Raw genomic sequence first — 19360 nt, forward strand, 5'->3', positions numbered from 1 at the left:
TACTCGGTTAAGCCTCCTCTCTCTCAAATCTTGCTCGTGCTGCGGCTTCCGCTTTGGCGATGTCGACGCCCCACGCTGTGTTATTTTCAAACCACTTTTCTACGAGGTCTGAATTGGATAGTGTGATAACTTGCTTATCTGGATCGATAGGCTCTCGCGCGTTTATCTGGTTACCGAATAGATCTCCGAGGAGGCAATTCTGCATCTCTGTAAGCAGATCTTCCGTATAGGAAATTGCATCGTTAAGCGATTCTATCATTTGGTCGTTATGAATGCAGAGGATCTCAGCGGCTTCAACACTTGGTGGGTCATAAGGAAATAATCCACCGTTGGGAGCATCGACGGGAAGCGCTGGCATAACATAGGCTATAGCATCAGAAAACATATATTGTCGCGCATCATGCAGTACGCTACTTAGAGCGGTACGAAAAACGATAATCCTCGGGTCGATGATTCGTCTACTTTCTATTAAGAAAATCAAACGCAGCGCGCAGCTGGAAAACGTCTCATGCAATTGCATAATACGTATGAATCGAGCTGATGGTGTGTTGAATTGAACTCCCAATGTTGCAGCCCGCGCCGCTAGCGTAACATCTAAGTTCGTCATGCGTAATTGGTTTGAGAGCTCTATTGCGGCGTCGGATAAATCTCGGGAAGATGTAAGAATTTCATCGTAAAGGGCTGCCTTAATTTTCCTCCGCTCGCCTTCAGCCACCGCGTCGCGAGCCTGGCGCGCTTGAGATCGAATTTGATGGCTGACTGTCAGGATGCCAATTAAAGCAGCTAAGCCTGTCGCTATTGCACCAATAATGGCCGCTTGGACTTCAGGGTGCAATGCATTGAACCAAGTGCAAACGGTCGACATATTTGCTTCCACGCTCAAGCGGAAGCAAATAGCTCATTTTTCGAACGTTGAAACCGGCCTCAATGCCCCGCCGCTGCGAACTCCACGTTCCCCGCCGTTCCCGTCGCGCGGACCCCGAAGCCCAGCACCACCAGGAATGCCAGCGCCGGCACCAGCAGCGCGAGGTTGATCCCCGCCAGGTCGGAGAGGTGCCCCATCGCCGCGGTCAGCACCGCGCCGCCGATGATCGCCATCACGATCAGCGAGGCGCCGATCTGCTTGAGCGGGCCCAGCCCGCCGATGCCGATCGCGAAGATCGTCGGGAACTGGATCGACATGAAGAAGCTCGCTGCGACCAGCGCGTAGAGCCCGGTCGTCCCGCCGACGAACACCGCCACCGCCGCCAGCGCCGCCGAGAGCCCGGCGAACACCACCAGCAGCTGCGGCGCCGGGACCTTGCCGAGCATTGCCGCGCCCACGAAGCGGCCCACGCCGAACAGCACCAGGCTGGCGAACAGATAGTCGGCGGCGCCCTGCTCGGTGAGGCCGGGCAGGTTCACCTGGGCGTAGCGGATCGTGTAGCTCCACAGCCCCACCTGCGCGCCGACATAGAAGAACTGCGCCACCACCGCGAAGACCAGCGTCCGGTCGCGCAGCACGGTGCCGAGCGCCTTGCCCGTCGGCACCGCAGGCGCGTCGCCGTCCTTGCGGTTGTCCGGGAAGGCGATCAGCGCGGCCGCGATCGCGAAGGCGAGGACCACCAGGCCGATCACCAGATAGGGCGTCTGCACCGAGGCAAGCTCGCCGCGCAGCGTCGCGGTCCGCTCGGCGGCGGACATCGCGGCGAGCGCCCTGTCGTCCTGCGCGAAGCTCGAAAGGATGAAATATTTGCCCACCAGCACGCCGAAGATCGTGCCGAGCGGGTTGGCCGCCTGGGCGAAATTGAGCCGGCGCGCGGCGCCTTCGGGGCTGCCGAGTTCGGCGATCAGCGGGCTGGCCGAGGTTTCGAGGAAGGCGAGGCCGCAGGCGATCACGAACAATGCCGCCAGGAACCAGCGATATTCGCCGAAATGCGTCGCCGGATAGAAGAGCAGCGCGCCGATCGCGTAGAGCGTCAGGCCCGTCACGATCGCCGCCTTGTAGCCCCGCCGCCGCGCGAGCATCGCTGCCGGCGTCGCGAGCAGGAAATAGCCCATGTAGAAGGCCTGCTGGACGAAGCTGGTCTCGAAATCGCTCAGCGTGAAGGCGCGGCGGAAATGCGCGATCAGGATGTCGTTGAGGTTGTTCGCCATGCCCCACAGGAAGAACAGCGAGACCGTCAGGATGATGGCGGGGGTATAGCGTCCGGCCTTGCTGGCCATATGTCCTCTCCTTGGTGCGACGCCCCTGTTGGGGTCATTCGATGGCGCGGTCCAGATGCGTGTAGCCGCCGTCGACGAACAGCCACTGGCCGGTGGTGTGGCTGGCCCGCGCGGAAAGCAGGAACAGCGCGGTGTCGGCGATTTCTTCCGGGGTGGTGAAGCGGTGGCCGAAGGGCACGCGACGCTCGATCTCCTCGCGCCGGGCGGCGGGGTCGTCGAAGCTCTTCAGCCATTCGGCATAGGCGGGGGTCTCGACCTCGGCCGGCACGATCGCGTTGACGCGGATGCCGTCGCCGCGCAGCGCCACCGCCCATTCGCGGGTCAGCGCCAGCACCGCGCCCTTGGCCGCGGCATAGGCGCTGGTGTGCCCCTGGCCCGTGATCGAGGTCTTCGAGCCGATATTGACGATCGCCCCCTGTGCCGCCTTCAGATGGGGGAGCGCGGCGCGTGCCATGCCGAAATAATGGACGAGGTTGATGTCGAGCGAGGCGCGGAACTGCGCCGGGGTCGCCTCGAAGCCGAGATTGTCGTTGAGCCCGGCATTGTTGACCAGCCCGTCGATCCGCCCCCAGCGCGCGACGACGGCGGCGACGGCGTCGACCACGGCATCGTCATCGGCCAGTTCGCAGGCGTGGAACAGCCAGTCCTCGCCCAGCTGCGCCGCCAGTTCCGGCCGCGGCGGCTCGCGCGAGACGATGGCGGGGATCGCGCCTTCGCGCGCCAATCCCGCCACGATCGCCGCGCCGATTCCCGACGCGCCGCCGGTGACGATCACCACCTTGCCGGCAAGGCCCAGATTCATGCGCCGAACCGATATTGGACGAGCGTTTCCGGCTTCATTTCGATCGAATAGCCCGGGCGCTGCGGCGGCATATAGGCCGCATCCCGGATCACGCAGGGATCGAGGAAATGTTCGTGGAGATGATCCACATATTCGATGACTCTGCCGTCCATGGTGCCGGCAAAGCACAGATAGTCGATCATCGACAAGTGCTGGACGTATTCGCACAGCCCGACGCCGCCCGCGTGCGGGCACACCGGCAGGTTATAGCGGGCGGCGAGCAGGAGCACCGCCAGCGCCTCGTTCACCCCGCCGATGCGGCAGGCGTCGAGCTGGATCACGTCGACCGCGCCCACCGCCATGAACTGTTTGAACAGGATGCGGTTCTGGCACATCTCGCCGGTTGCGACCTGCACCTCGCCGATGCCGTCGCGGATCGCCTTGTGGCCGAGCACGTCGTCGGGGCTGGTCGGCTCCTCGATGAACCAGGGCTTGGCGAAGGCGAGGGCGTTGACCCATTCGATCGCCTGGCCGACTTCCCACACCTGGTTGGCGTCGATCATCAGCTTGCGGTTCGGGCCGAGCACTTCGCGGGCGATGGTGACGCGGCGGATATCGTCCTCGAGGTCGCGGCCGACCTTGAGCTTGATATGGTCGAAGCCGGCGTCGACCGCCTCCTGCGCCAGCCGCCGCAATTTCTCATCGGCATAGCCCAGCCAGCCGGCGGAGGTGGTGTAGCAGGGATAGCCATTGGCCTGCAGCGTGGCGACGCGCTCGGCCTTGCCGGCGGCGCGTTCGGTGAGCAGGGCGAGTGCCTGTTCGGGCGTGATCGCGTCTGTGAGGTAGCGGAAGTCGATCGCGCGGACGAGCTGTTCGGGCGTCATGTCCGCCACCAGTTGCCACACCGGCTTGCCCTCGGCCTTGGCCCAGAGATCCCAGATCGCGTTCACCACCGCGCCGGTGGCGAGGTGCATCGCGCCCTTGTCCGGGCCGATCCAGCGCAGCTGGCTGTCGCCGGTCAGGTGCCGCCACATGCGCGCGGGCTCCTCGGCGATCCAGGCGAGGTCGAGGCCGATGACGAGGTGGCGCATCGCCTCGATCGCGGTGACGCAGATGTCGTTGCCGCGGCCGATGGTGAAGGTGAGGCCATGGCCTTCGAGGCCGGGGACGTCGGTTTCGAGGATGACATAGGCCGCCGAATAATCGGGGTCCGGGTTCATCGCGTCGGAGCCGTCGAGCGAGGCGCTGGTCGGGAAGCGCAGGTCGACGGTGCGCAGGCCGGTGATGCTGGCGTTCATCGTCATCAGTTGACCCAGCCGCCGTCGATCACGTGCACGGCGCCGGTAGTGAAGGCGGCCTCGTCACTGGCGAGATAGCAGACCAAGGCGGCGATCTCGTCTTCCTGGCCAAGCCGGCCCATCGGCTGGCGCGCGACGAAGGCGGCATGCGCTTCCTCGACGCTGATGCCTTGCGCGGCGGCCTGTTCGGCGACGCGCTGGCGGAGGCTGGGGGTATCGACGGTGCCGGGGCACACCGCGTTGCAGCGGATGCCCTTTGCCACGAAGTCCGCCGCGACGGACTTGGTCAGGCCAATCACAGCGGCCTTGGAGGCGCCATAGGCGTGGCGGTTCGGGATGCCCTTCACGCTGGAGGCGATGGAGGACATGTTGACGATCGCGCCGCCGCCCCGCTCCAGCATCCCTGGCAGGAAGGCGCGGATCATGCGGTGCATCGCGTGGACGTTGAGGTCGAAGGACAGCATCCAGTCTTCATCGCTGCCGCTCAGAATCGAACCCGCGGCGACGAAGCCAGCGATGTTGGCGAGCACGTCGATGGCACCGAGGGTCTCAGGCAGGGCGGTGATCGCCTTCGGATCGAGCAGGTCGAGCACGATCGGCTCCACCCCGTCCAGGGTCGCCAGCGCGGCGCCGTCGCGATCCAGGGCAAAGACTCGCGCACCTTCGTCCCGAAGCCGCAGTGCCGCTGCACGGCCGATGCCGTGCGCCGCGGCGGTTACCAGCGCGGTCTTGTTGCGGAAACGCATGGCCTCTCCTTTTCCTCCAACGTTTTCATATGTCAAAGCTACTTTTATCTTATTAGGCATGAGTCGGAGTTGTTCGCAAGTGGCATGACACGGGGGATCGTATTGGCTAGCGTTGGCATATGACGGAAACCGCACGCCCCACACCGGCCGACAAGTCGCCCAGCTATGCCGCGCCAGCGCTGGAGAAGGCGATCGACGTGATCGAGCTGCTGAGCAGCGAACCACAGGGGCTGACGATCAGCGAAATCGCGCAGCGGCTTGGCCGCTCCATCAGTGAGCTTTTCCGCATCATCGTCGTGCTCGATCGCCGGGGTTGGCTGCACAAGGATGGGGGTAGCGATCGCTACCGGGTCACCTATCGCGTGCTGGAGATCGCCCACCGCGCCACGCCTGCGCAGGAACTCACCCATGTCGCGACGCCACTGATGCACAGCTTGGCGGCGGCGACGGTGCAGTCCTGCCATCTGGTGGTGGTGAATGGCACCCGCGGGCTGATCGTCGCGCGGCAGGAGAGCCCCGGCGCGACCGGCTTCGCCGTGCGGCTCGGTACCGAGATCGATCTGCGTACCAGCTGTTCGGGCCATGTGCTGCTCGCCGCAATGGAGGAGGAACGGCGCGACGCATTGTTCCCCAAGGGCGTGCCTCGGTTGCTCGCCGCGCGGTTGGAGGAGGTTCGGGCAAAGGGCTATGAGTCGATTCCCAGTGCGCGGATGGCCGGCGTTTCAGACATGAGCTGCCCGATCTTCGGCTTTGATGGCCACGTCGTTGCCGCGTTGACCATCCCCTTCCTCGCCGCGATCGACGACGAACCGCACGTCTCCCAAGACGAGGCGCTGGATATGCTCAAGGCGACTGCGATGGCGATCTCCTCCGCACTCGGCTGGTTCGATCGGGTCGAGGCGCCGGTGGTACCCAGCCTTTCGATCGCCCGGCCGGTCCGGCGCCGGCGGAGCACTCGCGGCGGCGAGGCGTGACCACCTGCCAGCGGCATCAGCTCGTCAGCAGCCCCTGCCGCCGTGCATAGGCAGCGAACAGCGTCGGCCAGATCGATGCCGGCACGTGCTTCGGCAGCCGCACGCCGAAGCCATGGCCGCCCTGGTCAAACGCGTGGAGCTCGGCCGGGCGCTTGGCGGTAAGCATCGCCTGATAGAGCGCCAGGCTGTTGGCGATCGGCACCAGGCCGTCGTCGCTGGCATGGGCCAGGAAGATCGGCGGCGTATCGGCCGTCACCCGGTTTTCCAGCGAGGCGGCGGCGAGCGCCTGCGGATCGGCGCCACTGCCGAATAACTGGTCGCGCGAACCGCCATGGGTGAAGGGCGCAGCAAGGCTCACAACCGGATAGATCAGCCCGGCCATATCGGGGCGGGCGGAGAGTTGGTCGGCATCGTCCACCGGCGCATAGACGCGTTCGGCATGGCGCATCGCCAGGCTGCCCGCCAGATGGCCCCCCGCCGAGAAGCCGAGCACGAGCACCTTCGCCGGATCAAAGCCGTAGCGCCCGGCGCTGGCGCGGATCAGTCGAAGCCCGCGCTGGGCATCGGCCAGCGGTACCGTCGCGCGGCTTGCCCAACCCTCGGTAGGAAGGCGATAGCGCAGGATGAATGCGCTGACGCCCATCGCGTTCAGCCAGCGCGCTTGTTCCTCCCCTTCATTATCCACCGACAGGAAGCCATAGCCGCCGCCGGGCACCAGCATCACCGCGGTGCCGTTCGGCTGCGCCGCGCGGCGCACGGTCAGCGTGGGCCGATCGATGCCGCGCATCCAGCGATCGTTGAAGTTCGGGTCCTTCGAACGTTGCTCATAGCGAGGCGTGGGCAGGGCAGCAGGCGCGCCCGGCGGTGAACCGGGCCAGACTGGTACGATCTCGTCGGCGTCGGCGGACCGGGCGGGCATTGCCGCCAGTGCGCCCGTCGCCGCCATTCCGCCAAGCATCGTCCTGCGCGTAACGTCTTCGAACACCGGTGTTCCTCTCCTTCGCGTCGTGAAAATACGATTCGTATGATGATTGGCTTCTGCCACTGGTAGCGCTACCCTGTGGTCGCAGAATCGCGAACGGCGCGCAATCGCCGCGGGGAGGAGAAAAATGGGGTCGAACAAGGCGGTGGCGCGGTGCGTCGCCATGCTGCTGGCGGGGTTTCCCGTCTCCGCCACTGCGCAAACCGCCACGCCGGTGCCGCATATTGAAACGCGCAATGGACGCCATGCGCTGATCGTCGATGGCAAGCCCTTCCTGATGCTGGGCGCGCAGGTCAACAATTCCAGCAACTATCCCGAACCGCTCGCCAGCGCATGGGACGTGCTGGACCGGATCAATGCCAACACAATCGAAGTGCCGATCGCGTGGCAGCAGGTGGAGGCGCGCGAGGGGCAGTACGATTTTCGTTTTCTCCAGACGCTGCTCGATCAGGCGCGGGCGCACGAAAAGCGCGTGGTGCTCTTGTGGTTCGGTACGTGGAAGAACACCGGATTCAGCTATACGCCCGACTGGGTCAAGCTGAACGCGCGGCGTTTCCCGCGGATGAAGACGCGCGACGGCAAGGACCATGACGTGCTGAGCGCCCACGGTGCGGAGACGCTAAGGGCGGATCAGCGCGCGTTCGTGAAGCTGATGGAATATCTGCGCGATCATGATCCCCAGAACACGGTGATCCTGGTCCAGCCGGAGAACGAGGTTGGCAGCTATCGCAATCCGCGCGACTATTCTGCCGAGGCGAACCTGCTCTTCGCGCAAGACATTCCCGCCGAACTTGCCCGCAAGATCGGCCGGCACGGCAATTGGGCGGCAGTGTTCGGCGCCCAGGCCGATCGAGCCTTCAACAGCTGGTATGTCGCCCGCTACGTGAACGCGATTGCCGCGGCGGGCAAGGCGGTGAAGCCGTTGCCGATGTACGTCAATGCGGCGCTGGCCGGCCCCTCCAACGTGCCCGATCCCAATGGCGTGGCGAGCGGCGGGGCCCAGCAGGACGTGCTCGATATCTGGAAGGCGGCCGCGCCCGCGATCGATTTCGCCGCACCGGATATCTATGATCGCAATGGCGACAACGTTGCCATCTATCTCGAAAAATTCGCGCGGGCCGATAACGCGCTGATGGTTCCGGAAATCGGCAATGCGCGCGAATTCGCCCGCTTTTTCTACGCGGCGCTGGGGCGTGGCGCGATCGGCTTTGCGCCGTTCGGGATGGACGGCACCGGCTATTTCAACTTTCCACTCGGCGCGCAGGCGCTCGACGCCGCAACGCTCGACGCCTTCGCGTTGCCCTATGCGATGCTGCACGGCATCGCGCGCGATTGGGCGCGGATCGCCTATACCCGTCCAACTTGGGGTGTCGCCAAGCCGGACGATGGCAAACCCCGCGCTACGACCATGGGCGGATGGACGATCACCGCCGATTGGGGCCAATGGCAGTTCGGCATGAAGGACTGGAGCTGGCTCAAGGCGGATCCGGCCCCCTGGGGCGCGGAGAAGATCGGCGGCGTCGCGGTGGCGCAGCTTTCCGACGACGAATTTCTGGTGGTCGGCGATCATGTGCGGGTGAGTTTCACGCCGGCACCCGCCAGCGCGCCGGGCGGGCTGATGCTCCGTGCGGAGGAGGGCAGCTTCGCCGATGGCCAGTGGCGGATGCGGCGGATCTGGAACGGCGATCAGACCGACTACGGTCTCAATCTGGTCGATCGGCCGCAAGTGCTGAAGATCACCATGGGCCGCGCGCGCTGAGCGGTACCGAACGAGAATTAGGGAGATGCGGGCATGAAGAAGGTGTGGATCGCGGCGTTGCTGGCGGGCAGCGCGATCGGTGCCGCGCGGGCGGCGCAGGAAGATGGCTATGCGCGTACCGAACATGGCGTGACCGTCACCCCCACCGGCGGCAGCGCCGCGAAGGTGGAAGTGACGGTGCATGGCGACGGCATCTTCCATGTCGTGGCCCTGCCCAAGGGAATGGAGAATGCCACGTTGGCGCCCAGCCTGATGGCGCCCAACCCGCCCGCCGCCGGCGCGTTCGAGGTGCAGAGCGCGAACGGGCATGTATTGGTGAAGGCACCCCGCGCCACCGCCGATATCGAGATCGCCACCGGCCGCGTCCGCTTCACCGATCCCAAGGGCCGCGAACTGCTTGCCGAGTCCGGCCAGGCGGCATTCCAGCCGGTGACGGTGGACGGCAAGCCGTTCGTCCGCGTCAGCCAGCAGTTCAACCGCAGCAGCGACGAAGGGCTGTACGGGCTCGGCCAGCACCAGAATGCCCAGATGAATTACAATGGCGAGGACGTCGAACTCGCCCAGCATAACATGGACATCGGTGTGCCGTTCGTCGTTTCCACGCGAAGCTATGGGCTGCTTTGGGACAATTCGAGCATCACCCGCTTCGGCAACCCCAAGCCCTACACGATGGTCGGCGAGGGGCTGAAGGTTTCAAGCGACGGCAAGCCCGGCTGGAAGGCCGACTATTTCCTCGACGGCAAGCTGGCGGTCTCGCGTCAGGAAACGACGATCAACTACCAGTATATCAAGGATCAGAAGAACTGGCCGGAGGAAGCCAAGGCTCGTACCGTGGCGGCGACGGGCGGCCAGAACACTGCCGGCAACGCGGTGCAGAAGCAGACGGTGGTGTGGACCGGCGAGCTTCAACCCGAGGTGAGCGGCACGCACAAGTTCCAGCTCTACGCCTCCAGCTATTTCAAACTTTATGCCGACGGTAAGCTCATGCTGGATCGCTGGCGGCAGAACTGGAATCCCTGGTACGCCAATTTCGACCTGCCGATGGTGAAGGGCAAGCCGGTCAAGATCCGCATCGAATGGGAGCCGAACGCGGGATATATGGCGCTGCTCCACAATGATCCGCTGCCCGCGCCGGATCGCCATTCGCTATGGTTCACCAGCGAAGTGGGGCAGGCCAAGAACTATTGGTTCATACCTGCCGAGAATATGGACGGCGCCATCGCCGGCTATCGCCAGTTGACCGGCAAGGCCGAGATGATGCCGAAATGGGTGTATGGCTTCTGGCAGTCGCGCCAGCGCTACAATACCGCCGACGAAGTGACCGGCGTGGTCGATCGCTATCGCCAACTGAACATCCCGCTCGACAATATCGTGCTCGACTGGCGCTATTGGCGCGATGACGATTGGGGCAGCCATGCCTTTGATCCGACGCGTTTCCGCGATCCCAAGGCGATGATCGACAAGGTGCATGCGAACCACGCGCAGTTCATGATTTCGGTCTGGCCGAAATTCTATCCGACGACCGAGAACTACAAGGAACTGAACGCCGCGGGCGCGGCTTATCAGGGCAATCTGCGCCAGGGGAATAAGGATTGGGTCGGCCCCGGCTATGCCAATACCTTCTACGATCCCTATTCGGCCGAGGGACGGCGGATTTTCTGGAAACAGGTGGAGGCAAAGCTGGGCGTGCTCGGCACCGATGCCTGGTGGGCCGATGCCAGCGAACCAGACATGCATTCGAACCTCTCGATCGAAGAGCGCATGGATACCATGGGGCCGACCGCGGTCGGCCCGGCGGCGCAGTATTTCAACAGCTACCCGCTGATGAACGCGCGGGCCTTTTTCGAAGGCTGGCGGAGCTTCAAGCCCGATGTGCGGCCGTTCCTGCTCACCCGTTCGGGTTTCGGCGGGCTCCAGCGTTACGGCGCGGCGGTATGGTCGGGCGACGTGGCGACCCGCTGGTACGATCTGCGTGCGCAGATTTCGGCGGGGGTGAACACGGCGATGTCCGGCCTGCCCAATTGGACGCACGACATCGGTGGCTTCGCCGTGGAGCCGCGCTATGAGGCGAAGAACCCGACGCCGGAAGATCTGGCAGAATGGCGCGAGCTCAATCTGCGCTGGTTCCAGTTCGGTGCGTTCAGCCCGCTGTTCCGCAGCCACGGCGAGGCGCCGTTCCGTGAAATTTACGAGATTTCGCCCGAAGGCTCGCCGATGCGCGCGGCGATGATATGGTATGATCAGCTTCGCTATCGGCTGATGCCCTATATCTACACGCTGGGCGCCGACGCCTATTGGAAGGACGGCAGCATCATGCGGGGCATGGTGATGGATTATCCCGCCGACGCCAAGGCGCGGAAGATCGACGACCAGTATCTGTTCGGCGACGCCTTCCTCGTTGCACCTGTGACCGAGTATAAGGCGCGCAGTCGCACCGTCTATTTCCCCGGCACCGGCACCTGGTACGACTTCGCCACGGCGAAGACCTATCGCGGTGGCACCATCGCCGGGATCGCCGCGCCTGCCGAACGGATGCCGCTGTTCGTCCGCGCCGGTGCGATCGTGCCGATGGGGCCGGTGACGCAATATGTCGACCAGCAGCGGGACGCGCCTTTGACCATCACCGTCTATACCGGCGCGAACGGTCAGTTCTCGCTTTACGAGGATGATGGCCGCAGCGAGCAGTACAAGGCGGGCGCGTATAGCCGCATTCCGCTAACGTATGACGAGAAGGCGGGCACGCTGACGATCGGCGCACGCGAGGGGAAGGGCTGGGCCGGGATGCCTGCCGCCCGCAGCTTCCGGGTAAAATGGGTCAGCGCCAGCAAGCCGGTGACCGATGACAATGGCTTTGACGCTGAAGTTCGGTATCAAGGTGGTACTGTCGTGGTTCAGCGGAGGTAATAATGATCGGATCAGGGTGGCGGCGTCGCGGGGTATTGGCGGGGCTTGCCGCCCTGCCAGCGGTGGCGCGGGCGCAAGTAACGGCGCGGGGGCCGGTCCAGGCCAACTGGCCCTCACTCGTCTCCAACTATCGCTACCCGGACTGGTTTCGTGATGCGAAGTTCGGCATCTGGTCGCATTGGGGGCCGCAATCGGTGCCGGAGCAGGGCGACTGGTACGGTCGCAACCTCTATCAGCAGGGGCACCCTCAGGCCGAGTTTCACCGCAAGGCCTATGGCCATCCTGCCGATGTCGGCATGATGGAGGTCCAGAACCGCTGGACCGCGGCGAACTGGGACCCGGAGGCGTTGATGCAGCGCTATGTGAAGGCGGGTGCGAAATACTTCGTGTCGCTCGCCTGCCATCATGACAATCTGGATTGCTACGATAGCGCGCATCATCCGTGGAACAGCCTGCGCGTCGGGCCGAGGCGCGACATTGTCGGTACCTGGGCCAAGGCTGCGCGCGCGCACGGCCTGCGTTTCGGCGTGTCCAACCATGCCGCGCATGCCTGGCACTGGTTCCAGACCGCCTATGGCTATGATCCCGAAGGCCCGCGCAAGGGCGAACGCTACGACGCTTTCCGCCTGACCAAGGCTGATGGTGCGGGCAAATGGTGGGAAGGGCTCGATCCACAGCTGCTCTATACCGGCAAGCACATCGTTGCGCCCGAGGGTCTCGATACCATGAAGGCCATGGGCGAGTGGCACGACGACCATGACGGCCAGTGGGTGGAGCATGGGCCGGCCGGCGATGCCGGCTATGCGACGCGCTGGCTGCAGCGTCAGGTCGATCTGGTGACCAAATACCAGCCCGATCTCTGCTATTTCGACGATTACGAACTGCCCTTCGGCCCCATCGGGCTGGCGGCGGCAGCCGATTACTACAACCGCTCGATCGCCAAGAGCGGCAAGATCGACGTGGTGCTCAACGCCAAGCAGTTGAAGCCCTATGCACGCTTCGGGCTGGTGCAGGATGTCGAGCGCGGCTTCGCCGACCGGCTGTGGGACGAGCCCTGGCAGACCGACACCTGCCTGGGCGACTGGTTCTACAAGCGAAGCCTCTACACCGAGAAGCGCTACAAGTCGGCGAACGACGTGCTCCAGCGCCTGGCCGACGTGATCTCGAAGAACGGCAACCTGCTGCTCTCGGTGCCGCAGCGCGGCGACGGATCGATCGACTCGGAGGAAGAGCGCATCCTCGATGATCTCGGCGCCTGGATGGCGGTGAACAGCGAGGCGGTGTTCGGCACCCGGCCGTGGCGCGTCTATGGCGAGGGGCCAACCCAGCTCGCCGCGGGCATGCAGAACGAGAACGGCTTCAAGGGCTTCACCGAACAGGATGTGCGCTTCACCACCAAGGGCGACACGCTGTACCTGTTCTTCCTCAAGGCGCCGAGCGCACCGGTGACGGTCAAGGCGCTCGGGCTAAAGGCCGGCCGGGTGGCGCGCGCGCGACTGCTGGGCGGCGGCGACGTGCCGTTCCGCCAGGCACAGGCCGGGCTGACGGTTACGCTGCCCAAGGGGCTCGGCACGGTGCCGGTGGTACGGATCGACGGCCTGCGGCGGGGGTGACCCCGGAGGGAGGGCGCGGCCGCCTTAGTGGCAGCCGCGCAACTCGCGATGCGCCGCGATGATCCAGCCCACGGCATCCATGCCAGCGGCGGCGGGGGCATCCGGAACGCCGATCCCGGCGATCCGGGCATATTGCTCCCGCGTCGCCGCGAGCGCCGTGGCATAAGCGAGGTCGAACAGGGATTTCCCCGCATTGGGGCCGGTGGCGACCACTTTCTTGCCCTCGTTCGACGTCGGGCTGTCCTTGTTGAGCTGGTCGTGGCTCGGCGCACCCGGCCCGCACAGCTTCGGGGAACCCATCCACCAGGTGCCGCTGACGATCGCCGCGGGCAGGCTGTCCAGCCGCTGGTTCCAGACCGGAATCGGTGCCTGATCGACATGGAGTTCGATCCAGTTGGAATGGGCATAGAAATCCTGCGTGGTATGCAGCAATGCCCCGAAGGCCGCGAGTGCGACGTCGCCGTGCGTGTGCCCGGACTGTTCGATCACGGCCCATTCGGCGGCGATATGCTCGATGCCGCCGGCAAAGGCGCAGTTGTCGAAATGGACGACACTCTGCGTTTGCAGCAGGTCCTGCGCGATGTTCGCCGCGACGACATAGCCCAGCTGTTGCTGGTCGAACACGCCATCATTGGCCGCTTCGGTGAGTTCGGCGTGATAGCCGATCGCAAATCGCGGTGTCATGCGCGCTTCCCCCCTCAATTGAAGAACGGGCCGCCGCAATGCGGGTCCTTCGCCAGATACTTGCCGGTGGCGTTGAACGAATCGACGAAGCAGGATGTGCGGCAGGAATAGAGCTTGCTGCACTTTGCGCAGTCCGGGTCGATATGGTCGGGATCAACGGTGCGGGCGCGAAGTGCGGCAAAGGCGTCACCGTTCCAGATCGCCTCCAGCCCCGCCTCGAACACGTTGCCATAGGTGAAGTCGCTCACCTTGTGCATCTTGTCGCAGACCGAGACGTCGCCGCTGGGGAAGATCGACATGCCCATGTTGATGCCGCCGCACGGGTACCAGTCGTCGTCCTTCCATTTGCGGGTCGCGTCCTTGGGCGGATGGATGTCGCACCGGCCGGCATGGCGTTCGCGCAGCGCCTGCACCCGCGCCCGGACCGCGCCCAGTTCGTCGATCGTCACGTTCGGGGCCGAATTGGCGCCAGACTTTATCGCGCCGCTTTCCATGTAGGAAATTCCGATTTCATGGACACCCAGGTCCACCAGCATCTCGATCATCGGCTCGATCGCATGCTGGGTGGCGGGCGTCAGCACGCTCTTGATCACCACCCGCAGGCCGGCATCGACGAGGTAGCGGATCGCCGCCACCACCTTGGGGAAATGACCACGCGACTGGGTCACGGCGTCGTGCAGGTCTGCGGTGGGGGCATCGAAGCTGATCGTGATCTCCTCCATGCCGGCGGCCGCCAGCCGCTGGGCGAATTCAGCGCTGGTGCCGATCACGGTGCCGTTGCTGGTCATGGTTGGGATCATGCCGCGCGAAAGGCCGCGCTCGATCAGTTCCAGCCATCCGCGGAAGATGGTCGGCTCGCCGCCGGTCAGCCCGAGGAACACCACGCCCCAATCGGCCGCCTCGTCCACCAGATCGGTGCATTTGGCGAGATCCCAGCGCTGGTCGCCGGCTTGGAGCAGGTCCTGATAGCAATAGGAGCAGTTGAAGTTGCACTTGAAGGTGAGGGTGACGTTGATGCCTGCGGGCACCGGCCACTTGCCGTGCGCCGCGGCGGCGATCACCGCGTCGTCGCCGGGATAGAGGAAGCGTTCGGGTGCGAAGCGCGGCGTGGCTTGGCCCCGCTGCTGGTGGAAGTCCAGGAACATGCGGTACAGTTCCAGCAACTGCCCTGCCTGCTCCACGCGCTCGGGTTCGGCCAAACCGAACGTCTCGCCATATAGATAGGCGATTTCCCGCAAGTTCAGCCCGCCGCTGCACAGTGACAGGAAAAAGGCGTGCGACGGATCGATCATCCGGATCAACGAGGGATGATGCGCGTGGGCCAGCGCGTAGCCGCGCATCGGCTTGAGCCGTACCGCCGGTTTCAGCGTAGGCATGATGGCGCTGGGCTCTGCCCCCATGGCGAAAACTCCTCCCTTGGTGAATGTTCGCACCGGTAGCGGGTCGCGGCTTCGCCGCGGCCCGCGCGGCGGTAGTCAGAGCGGCTGGATCTGAATGCAGGTAGACAGGATGTTCCAGCAGCCCGGTTCGCAGCCGGCCAACTCCTCGCCGGTTTTCAGGCGCTTCGCGCGCGCCTCGGCACGGTCGGCTTCGGCGCGAAGCTGGGTGGCGAGACCTTCAAGATACGCAGGCGTATGCAGATGACCTGGAGTCGACATGACGCTTTCCTTTCAAGCAGGATGAGAGCGCCCCGGAAATCGATCCGACGAAATATATAGATAGACTGATGCCAAGTATCGAGTGCTTCCAAGGCATGGTCATTGTGCGACCGGGCCTGAAGAAGGTCAATTATTCTGCCCCGCCAGATGAGTCGATATCGGATATTGTACTATGCCCATCATCATCGCAGCTTGACCGATTGCCGATGGAGCGCAGCAGATCGGCTTAACCGAAATGGATCAAATCCTGGGCGCTAGCGAGGCGGGAATGGGGCCGGACTCATGGCCGGGGGGAGGGAAAATGGTGCTGCCGGCGAGGATTGAACTCGCGACCTCAGCCTTACCAAGGATGCGCTCTACCACTGAGCTACGGCAGCACTGTTTCCGATACCCGTTGGCCAGCGCCAATCGGGAGGCGCCTATGTGCAGCGCGGGTGCCGATTGTCAACCCGCATCGTGCCGGTTTATCGCTTTTGACATGAAGGATGTGGAAAAGCAGGCCCGGTTGGCCGAAAAGCTGCGCGAAAATCTGCGACGGCGCAAAGCGCAGGCGCGCGGGGCAAAGACCGAAGCCGCCGGGCAGGCCTCGGAGCAGCCTGCAGAGAAATAGACGAATCGAGCGGCTGCGATCCTCCCCGCCATAGGGAGGATCGCAAAGGCCTCATCCGATCGGCGCGCATTTGGCTTCGAGCCAGGCCCGGTCCGCACCATCCAGCTGCGGGCTGACGATCGCCAGCACCTCGGCATGATACGCATCCAGCCAGGCGCGCTCTTCCGGGGTCAGCAACTCGGGCAGGATCAGGGTGCGCTCGATCGGCGCAAAGGTGAGCGTCTCGAACGCCAGCATCGGTTTGTCGCCGCCAGCGATCGTCCGCTCGACAATATGCACGAGATTCTCGATGCGGATGCCGTATTCGCCGGCCTTGTAATAGCCGGGCTCGTTCGAGAGGAACATGCCGGCCCGCAACGGCTCCAGTGCCTGGCCGCCCGGATAGGAAGGCGGCGCGATGCGCTGCGGGCCTTCGTGGACCGAGAGATAGGCGCCGACGCCGTGGCCGGTGCCGTGCGCGAAATCGAGCCCGGCTTCCCAGAGCGGCCGCCGCGCGAAGCCGTCGATCTGCGCGCCGGTCGTGCCGTCGGGGAAGATCGCGGTGGCGATGGCGATATGGCCCTTAAGCACGCGGGTGAAGCGGTCCTTCATCTCATGGGCAGCCTCGCCCACCGGCATCACGCGGGTGACGTCGGTAGTGCCGTCGCCATATTGGCCGCCCGAATCGATCAGGAACAGCTGGCCACGTTCGATCGGCAGGCTCGATTCGTCGGTGACCTTATAGTGCGGGATCGCGCCGTTGGGACCGGTGGCGGAGATGGTGTCGAAGGACAGGTCCTTGAGCCGGCCCGTCGCCTCGCGGAACGCGCGCAGCTTGTCCGCCGCCGACATCTCGGTGAGGCCCCCCTGCGGCGCGGTTTCCTCGAACCACTTCAGGAAGCGGCTGAGCGCGGCGCCGTCGCGGGCCTGCGCGGCCTTGTGGCCGGCGACTTCGGCGGGGTTCTTGATTGCTTTGGCAAGGATCGCAGGGTCGCGCAGCGCGATCACGGTGGCGCCGCCTGTCTCCAATGCATCGAAGATCGCCGCTACCGCCGTTCCAGGATCGGCAACGACGCGCTTGCCGGTGAAGCCCGCCAGCGAGGGTGCGAACGCTGCGCGATCCTGGATGCGCACCGCGTTGCCGAGGTGCTGGCGCACCGCGTCGGTCACCTTTTCGGGTGCCACGAACAGGTCGGCGGTACCGTCGGCGTGGACCACCGTGTAGGCAAGCGCGACAGGGGTGTGGGTGACGTCGCCGCCGCGTATGTTGAAGGTCCAGGCGATTGAATCGAGCGCCGCAATTACTACCGCGTCGGCGTTGCGGGCTTGAAGCCAGTCGGCGATGTCGGCGCGCTTGGCCGCGGAGGACTTGCCTGCCAGCGCATCGTCGAGCACCGCCAGCGGTGCGTCGGAGGGGCTGGGCTGTTCCGCCCAGACGGCGTCGATCGGGTTGCGAGCGACGGGAACGAGCGTCGCGCCCTTGTCGGACAGCGCCTGGCGGGCTTCTTCCACCCAGGCGCGGGTGTGGAGCCAGGGATCATAGCCGATGCGACCGCCATTGGGGGCGTGCGTGCCCAGCCAATCGGCGACACTGGTTGCGGGTACGCCGACATATTCCCACTGATCGGCCGCGACCTGCTGGCGGACCTGAAGGGTGTAGCGCCCGTCGGTGAAGATCGCGGCTTCCTGTGGCAACACGACCGCGGTGCCGGCAGAGCCCTGGAAGCCGGTGAGCCACGCCAGGCGCTGGGCGTAGGCGCCGACATATTCGGACATATGCTCGTCAGTGAGCGGCACGACAAATCCGTCGAGCGCATCACGGGAAAGCTGTTCCCGAAGGGCGTTCAGACGATCGGCATAGCTGGACATACGCGTGCTTCCTGCATCTTTGGGGCGGGCGCGGCGCACCGCGACATGGCCCGGTTTCTGGCCGATGCAGGGGAATTTGGAAAGGGGCGGGGTCGGACCCGCCCCTGGGGTTCGTCAGCGACGGACCTTCACATAGTAGCAGCGGTTCTTCGCGGTGAGCGTGCGATCGATCGCGCGGCCGCCGAGCGCACCGGCGACGCCGCCCGCCGCGGCACCGAGCAGACCACCCCCCACGATCGCCGGGCCGGCGAGCGCGCCGGCGACACCGCCAGCGATCAGGCCGGCTTCCCCCTTCGACCTGCGGCACTTCTTCACATAGCGATAGCCGCGGCTGGACTTGCCTTCATAGCGCGACTGGGCGCTGGCGGTGCTGATCGGCATCGCGACCGGCATGACCAGCGCAAAGGCGGCGAGCGCGGCAATTGTCTTACGCATATTCGGACCCCATCTTCGGTTCGTGTTCGATGCGTATCAATGTGCCACACCGCATTTCGGTTGCATGAACCCGAAACAACCGGGGCGCAGCCGATGATTTCCGGTGGCTCCCGGCTGCGCGGCACGGTCGCAGCGATCGTGGTGGAGGGGCTGCTGGCGGCGCTGCTGCTCGCCGGATTGCAGCCGCGCGTGCTCGTCCGCGACAATCCCGATCCGGATCTTCTGAGTTTCGACGTTCGGTCACCCTCGCCACCGCCGGCGCCGGAACCGGCAAAAGATCGGGCGGCACCGAAGGCGCAGGGGGCCGCCGCGCCACCCAATCGCGTTTCCAAGGCGACCGAGGTGGTCGCGCCGCCGCCGCCGGTGGTGCTCCAGCCGCCGCCCCTGGTCACCGCGCCCAAGCCCGCCGCCGCCAGTGATTCCGCTTCCGGTGCTGCCCTGGTGGCGGGGCCGGGGACCGGCGCGGGCGGCACCGGTGAGGGAACCGGTAGCGGTGGGCGCGGCAACGGGCCGGGCGGCGGGGGCGGGGAGCCGCTCCGCTGGATCGGCGGACGGATCACCGATGACGATTACCCGCCCGCGGCATTGAAGGTGGGGGCGAGCGGTACGGTAGGGCTACGTTTCGTGGTGGGCGTGGACGGCCGGGTTTCGAGCTGTACCGTCACCCGGTCGAGCGGCAACCGCGACCTCGACGAAACGACCTGCGCGCTGATCCGCAAGCGCTTCCGCTATGTGCCGAGCAAGGATCCCGCGGGCCGGCCCTATGCCGATACCGTGACAGGCGAACATCGCTGGGACTTGTATGAAAGCCCAGAGGCGGGGGAGTGAATCTGCTCCCCTCCCGTATGCGAGCGGGGAGCGCA

General features: G+C 65.1%; 17 protein-coding genes and 1 tRNA gene. 6 read left to right on the forward strand and 12 right to left on the reverse strand.

The window, feature by feature from the left end; all coding sequences use genetic code 11:
- Positions 1 to 7: 7 nt before the first annotated feature.
- From DD559_RS19580 to DD559_RS04905, 5 genes are read right to left on the reverse strand one after another with little or no spacing between them, the layout of a single operon-like run.
- Positions 8 to 883 carry a hypothetical protein gene (locus DD559_RS19580; protein WP_165830976.1) on the reverse strand — a complete coding sequence of 292 codons (876 nt, stop codon included), beginning with the start codon at positions 881 to 883 and terminating at the stop codon, positions 8 to 10.
- 41 nt (positions 884 to 924) lie between these two features.
- On the reverse strand, positions 925 to 2205 hold the full coding sequence (fucP, locus tag DD559_RS04890) for an L-fucose:H+ symporter permease (RefSeq protein ID WP_116468190.1): 1281 nt from the start codon (positions 2203 to 2205) through the stop codon (positions 925 to 927).
- Between the two features lie 34 nt (positions 2206 to 2239).
- On the reverse strand, positions 2240 to 3007 hold the full coding sequence (locus DD559_RS04895; protein ID WP_116468191.1) for an SDR family oxidoreductase: 768 nt from the start codon (positions 3005 to 3007) through the stop codon (positions 2240 to 2242).
- Positions 3004 to 4290, reverse strand: a complete 1287-nt coding sequence (locus DD559_RS04900) for an L-fuconate dehydratase (RefSeq protein WP_116468192.1) — start codon at positions 4288 to 4290, stop codon at positions 3004 to 3006. Before DD559_RS04900 ends, DD559_RS04895 begins: the two co-directional genes overlap by 4 nt.
- Positions 4290 to 5030 carry an SDR family oxidoreductase gene (locus DD559_RS04905; protein ID WP_116468193.1) on the reverse strand — a complete coding sequence of 247 codons (741 nt, stop codon included), beginning with the start codon at positions 5028 to 5030 and terminating at the stop codon, positions 4290 to 4292. The genes DD559_RS04900 and DD559_RS04905 overlap by 1 nt, the downstream gene beginning before the upstream one ends.
- A 119-nt stretch (positions 5031 to 5149) precedes the next feature.
- On the opposite strand from DD559_RS04905, the gene DD559_RS04910 reads away from it, so the two are divergent.
- Complete coding sequence (locus DD559_RS04910) at positions 5150 to 6004, forward strand: IclR family transcriptional regulator (protein WP_116468194.1); 855 nt, start codon at positions 5150 to 5152, stop codon at positions 6002 to 6004.
- Positions 6005 to 6020: 16 nt separating this feature from the next.
- Here DD559_RS04910 and DD559_RS04915 read toward each other — a convergent pair whose 3' ends face one another.
- Positions 6021 to 6950 (reverse strand): alpha/beta hydrolase, encoded by a 930-nt coding sequence (locus tag DD559_RS04915; RefSeq protein ID WP_438270416.1) that lies wholly within the window; start codon positions 6948 to 6950, stop codon positions 6021 to 6023.
- 163 nt (positions 6951 to 7113) lie between these two features.
- Here DD559_RS04915 and DD559_RS04920 point away from each other — a divergent pair, with 163 nt between their 5' ends.
- Genes DD559_RS04920 through DD559_RS04930 form a run of 3 tightly spaced genes read left to right on the forward strand, consistent with a single transcriptional unit; the run spans position 7114 to position 13262 of the window.
- Positions 7114 to 8745: a DUF5597 domain-containing protein gene (locus tag DD559_RS04920; RefSeq protein ID WP_438270376.1), complete on the forward strand. Its 1632-nt coding sequence runs from the start codon at positions 7114 to 7116 to the stop codon at positions 8743 to 8745.
- 33 nt (positions 8746 to 8778) lie between these two features.
- Positions 8779 to 11649 (forward strand): TIM-barrel domain-containing protein, encoded by a 2871-nt coding sequence (locus DD559_RS04925; protein WP_116468196.1) that lies wholly within the window; start codon positions 8779 to 8781, stop codon positions 11647 to 11649.
- Positions 11650 to 11651: 2 nt separating this feature from the next.
- On the forward strand, positions 11652 to 13262 hold the full coding sequence (locus DD559_RS04930; RefSeq protein ID WP_116468197.1) for an alpha-L-fucosidase: 1611 nt from the start codon (positions 11652 to 11654) through the stop codon (positions 13260 to 13262).
- A 24-nt stretch (positions 13263 to 13286) separates the two neighbouring features.
- Here the strand turns inward: DD559_RS04930 and DD559_RS04935 are convergent, their stop codons facing one another.
- The 4 genes from DD559_RS04935 to DD559_RS04950 all read right to left on the reverse strand — a co-directional run bounded on the left by DD559_RS04935 (position 13287) and on the right by DD559_RS04950 (position 15981).
- Positions 13287 to 13946, reverse strand: a complete 660-nt coding sequence (locus DD559_RS04935) for a hypothetical protein (RefSeq protein ID WP_116468198.1) — start codon at positions 13944 to 13946, stop codon at positions 13287 to 13289.
- A gap of 14 nt (positions 13947 to 13960) precedes the next feature.
- Positions 13961 to 15346 (reverse strand): radical SAM/SPASM domain-containing protein, encoded by a 1386-nt coding sequence (locus DD559_RS04940; protein ID WP_116468199.1) that lies wholly within the window; start codon positions 15344 to 15346, stop codon positions 13961 to 13963.
- A gap of 75 nt (positions 15347 to 15421) precedes the next feature.
- On the reverse strand, positions 15422 to 15604 hold the full coding sequence (locus tag DD559_RS04945; RefSeq protein WP_116468200.1) for a hypothetical protein: 183 nt from the start codon (positions 15602 to 15604) through the stop codon (positions 15422 to 15424).
- A 302-nt stretch (positions 15605 to 15906) separates the two neighbouring features.
- Positions 15907 to 15981: transfer RNA gene (locus DD559_RS04950), tRNA-Thr, on the reverse strand.
- Between the two features lie 101 nt (positions 15982 to 16082).
- Here DD559_RS04950 and DD559_RS20250 point away from each other — a divergent pair.
- Positions 16083 to 16214 (forward strand): hypothetical protein, encoded by a 132-nt coding sequence (locus DD559_RS20250; RefSeq protein WP_276308173.1) that lies wholly within the window; start codon positions 16083 to 16085, stop codon positions 16212 to 16214.
- A 51-nt stretch (positions 16215 to 16265) separates the two neighbouring features.
- On the opposite strand, the gene DD559_RS04955 is transcribed toward DD559_RS20250, so the two are convergent.
- Together DD559_RS04955 and DD559_RS04960 are read right to left on the reverse strand one after the other, a co-directional pair.
- Entirely contained in the window at positions 16266 to 18062 is a 1797-nt protein-coding gene (locus DD559_RS04955) for an aminopeptidase P family protein (RefSeq protein WP_116468201.1), read from the reverse strand.
- A gap of 114 nt (positions 18063 to 18176) precedes the next feature.
- Positions 18177 to 18497: a hypothetical protein gene (locus DD559_RS04960; protein WP_116468202.1), complete on the reverse strand. Its 321-nt coding sequence runs from the start codon at positions 18495 to 18497 to the stop codon at positions 18177 to 18179.
- A 93-nt stretch (positions 18498 to 18590) separates the two neighbouring features.
- On the opposite strand from DD559_RS04960, the gene DD559_RS04965 reads away from it, so the two are divergent.
- Complete coding sequence (locus tag DD559_RS04965) at positions 18591 to 19325, forward strand: energy transducer TonB (protein ID WP_116470726.1); 735 nt, start codon at positions 18591 to 18593, stop codon at positions 19323 to 19325.
- The last annotated feature ends 35 nt before the right edge of the window (positions 19326 to 19360 follow it).

It is taken from the genome of Sphingomonas pokkalii, assembly GCF_003096275.1.
Taxonomy (GTDB): Bacteria; Pseudomonadota; Alphaproteobacteria; order Sphingomonadales; family Sphingomonadaceae; genus Sphingomonas; species Sphingomonas pokkalii.

Excerpts from the sequence above, each read along its gene's own strand:
- DD559_RS04965 (WP_116470726.1), top strand. The coding sequence starts at position 18,591 with ATGATTTCCGGTGGCTCCCGGCTGCGCGGCACGGTCGCAGCGATCGTG.
- fucP (WP_116468190.1), bottom strand. The coding sequence starts at position 2,205 with ATGGCCAGCAAGGCCGGACGCTATACCCCCGCCATCATCCTGACGGTC.
- DD559_RS04945 (WP_116468200.1), bottom strand. The coding sequence starts at position 15,604 with ATGTCGACTCCAGGTCATCTGCATACGCCTGCGTATCTTGAAGGTCTC.
- DD559_RS04940 (WP_116468199.1), bottom strand. The coding sequence starts at position 15,346 with ATGGGGGCAGAGCCCAGCGCCATCATGCCTACGCTGAAACCGGCGGTA.
- DD559_RS04925 (WP_116468196.1), top strand. The coding sequence starts at position 8,779 with ATGAAGAAGGTGTGGATCGCGGCGTTGCTGGCGGGCAGCGCGATCGGT.
- DD559_RS04930 (WP_116468197.1), top strand. The coding sequence starts at position 11,652 with ATGATCGGATCAGGGTGGCGGCGTCGCGGGGTATTGGCGGGGCTTGCC.
- DD559_RS04935 (WP_116468198.1), bottom strand. The coding sequence starts at position 13,946 with ATGACACCGCGATTTGCGATCGGCTATCACGCCGAACTCACCGAAGCG.
- DD559_RS04915 (WP_438270416.1), bottom strand. The coding sequence starts at position 6,950 with ATGGCGGCGACGGGCGCACTGGCGGCAATGCCCGCCCGGTCCGCCGAC.
- DD559_RS04900 (WP_116468192.1), bottom strand. The coding sequence starts at position 4,290 with ATGACGATGAACGCCAGCATCACCGGCCTGCGCACCGTCGACCTGCGC.
- DD559_RS20250 (WP_276308173.1), top strand. The coding sequence starts at position 16,083 with ATGAAGGATGTGGAAAAGCAGGCCCGGTTGGCCGAAAAGCTGCGCGAA.
- DD559_RS04905 (WP_116468193.1), bottom strand. The coding sequence starts at position 5,030 with ATGCGTTTCCGCAACAAGACCGCGCTGGTAACCGCCGCGGCGCACGGC.
- DD559_RS04955 (WP_116468201.1), bottom strand. The coding sequence starts at position 18,062 with ATGTCCAGCTATGCCGATCGTCTGAACGCCCTTCGGGAACAGCTTTCC.
- DD559_RS04960 (WP_116468202.1), bottom strand. The coding sequence starts at position 18,497 with ATGCGTAAGACAATTGCCGCGCTCGCCGCCTTTGCGCTGGTCATGCCG.
- DD559_RS04895 (WP_116468191.1), bottom strand. The coding sequence starts at position 3,007 with ATGAATCTGGGCCTTGCCGGCAAGGTGGTGATCGTCACCGGCGGCGCG.
- DD559_RS04910 (WP_116468194.1), top strand. The coding sequence starts at position 5,150 with ATGACGGAAACCGCACGCCCCACACCGGCCGACAAGTCGCCCAGCTAT.
- DD559_RS04920 (WP_438270376.1), top strand. The coding sequence starts at position 7,114 with ATGGGGTCGAACAAGGCGGTGGCGCGGTGCGTCGCCATGCTGCTGGCG.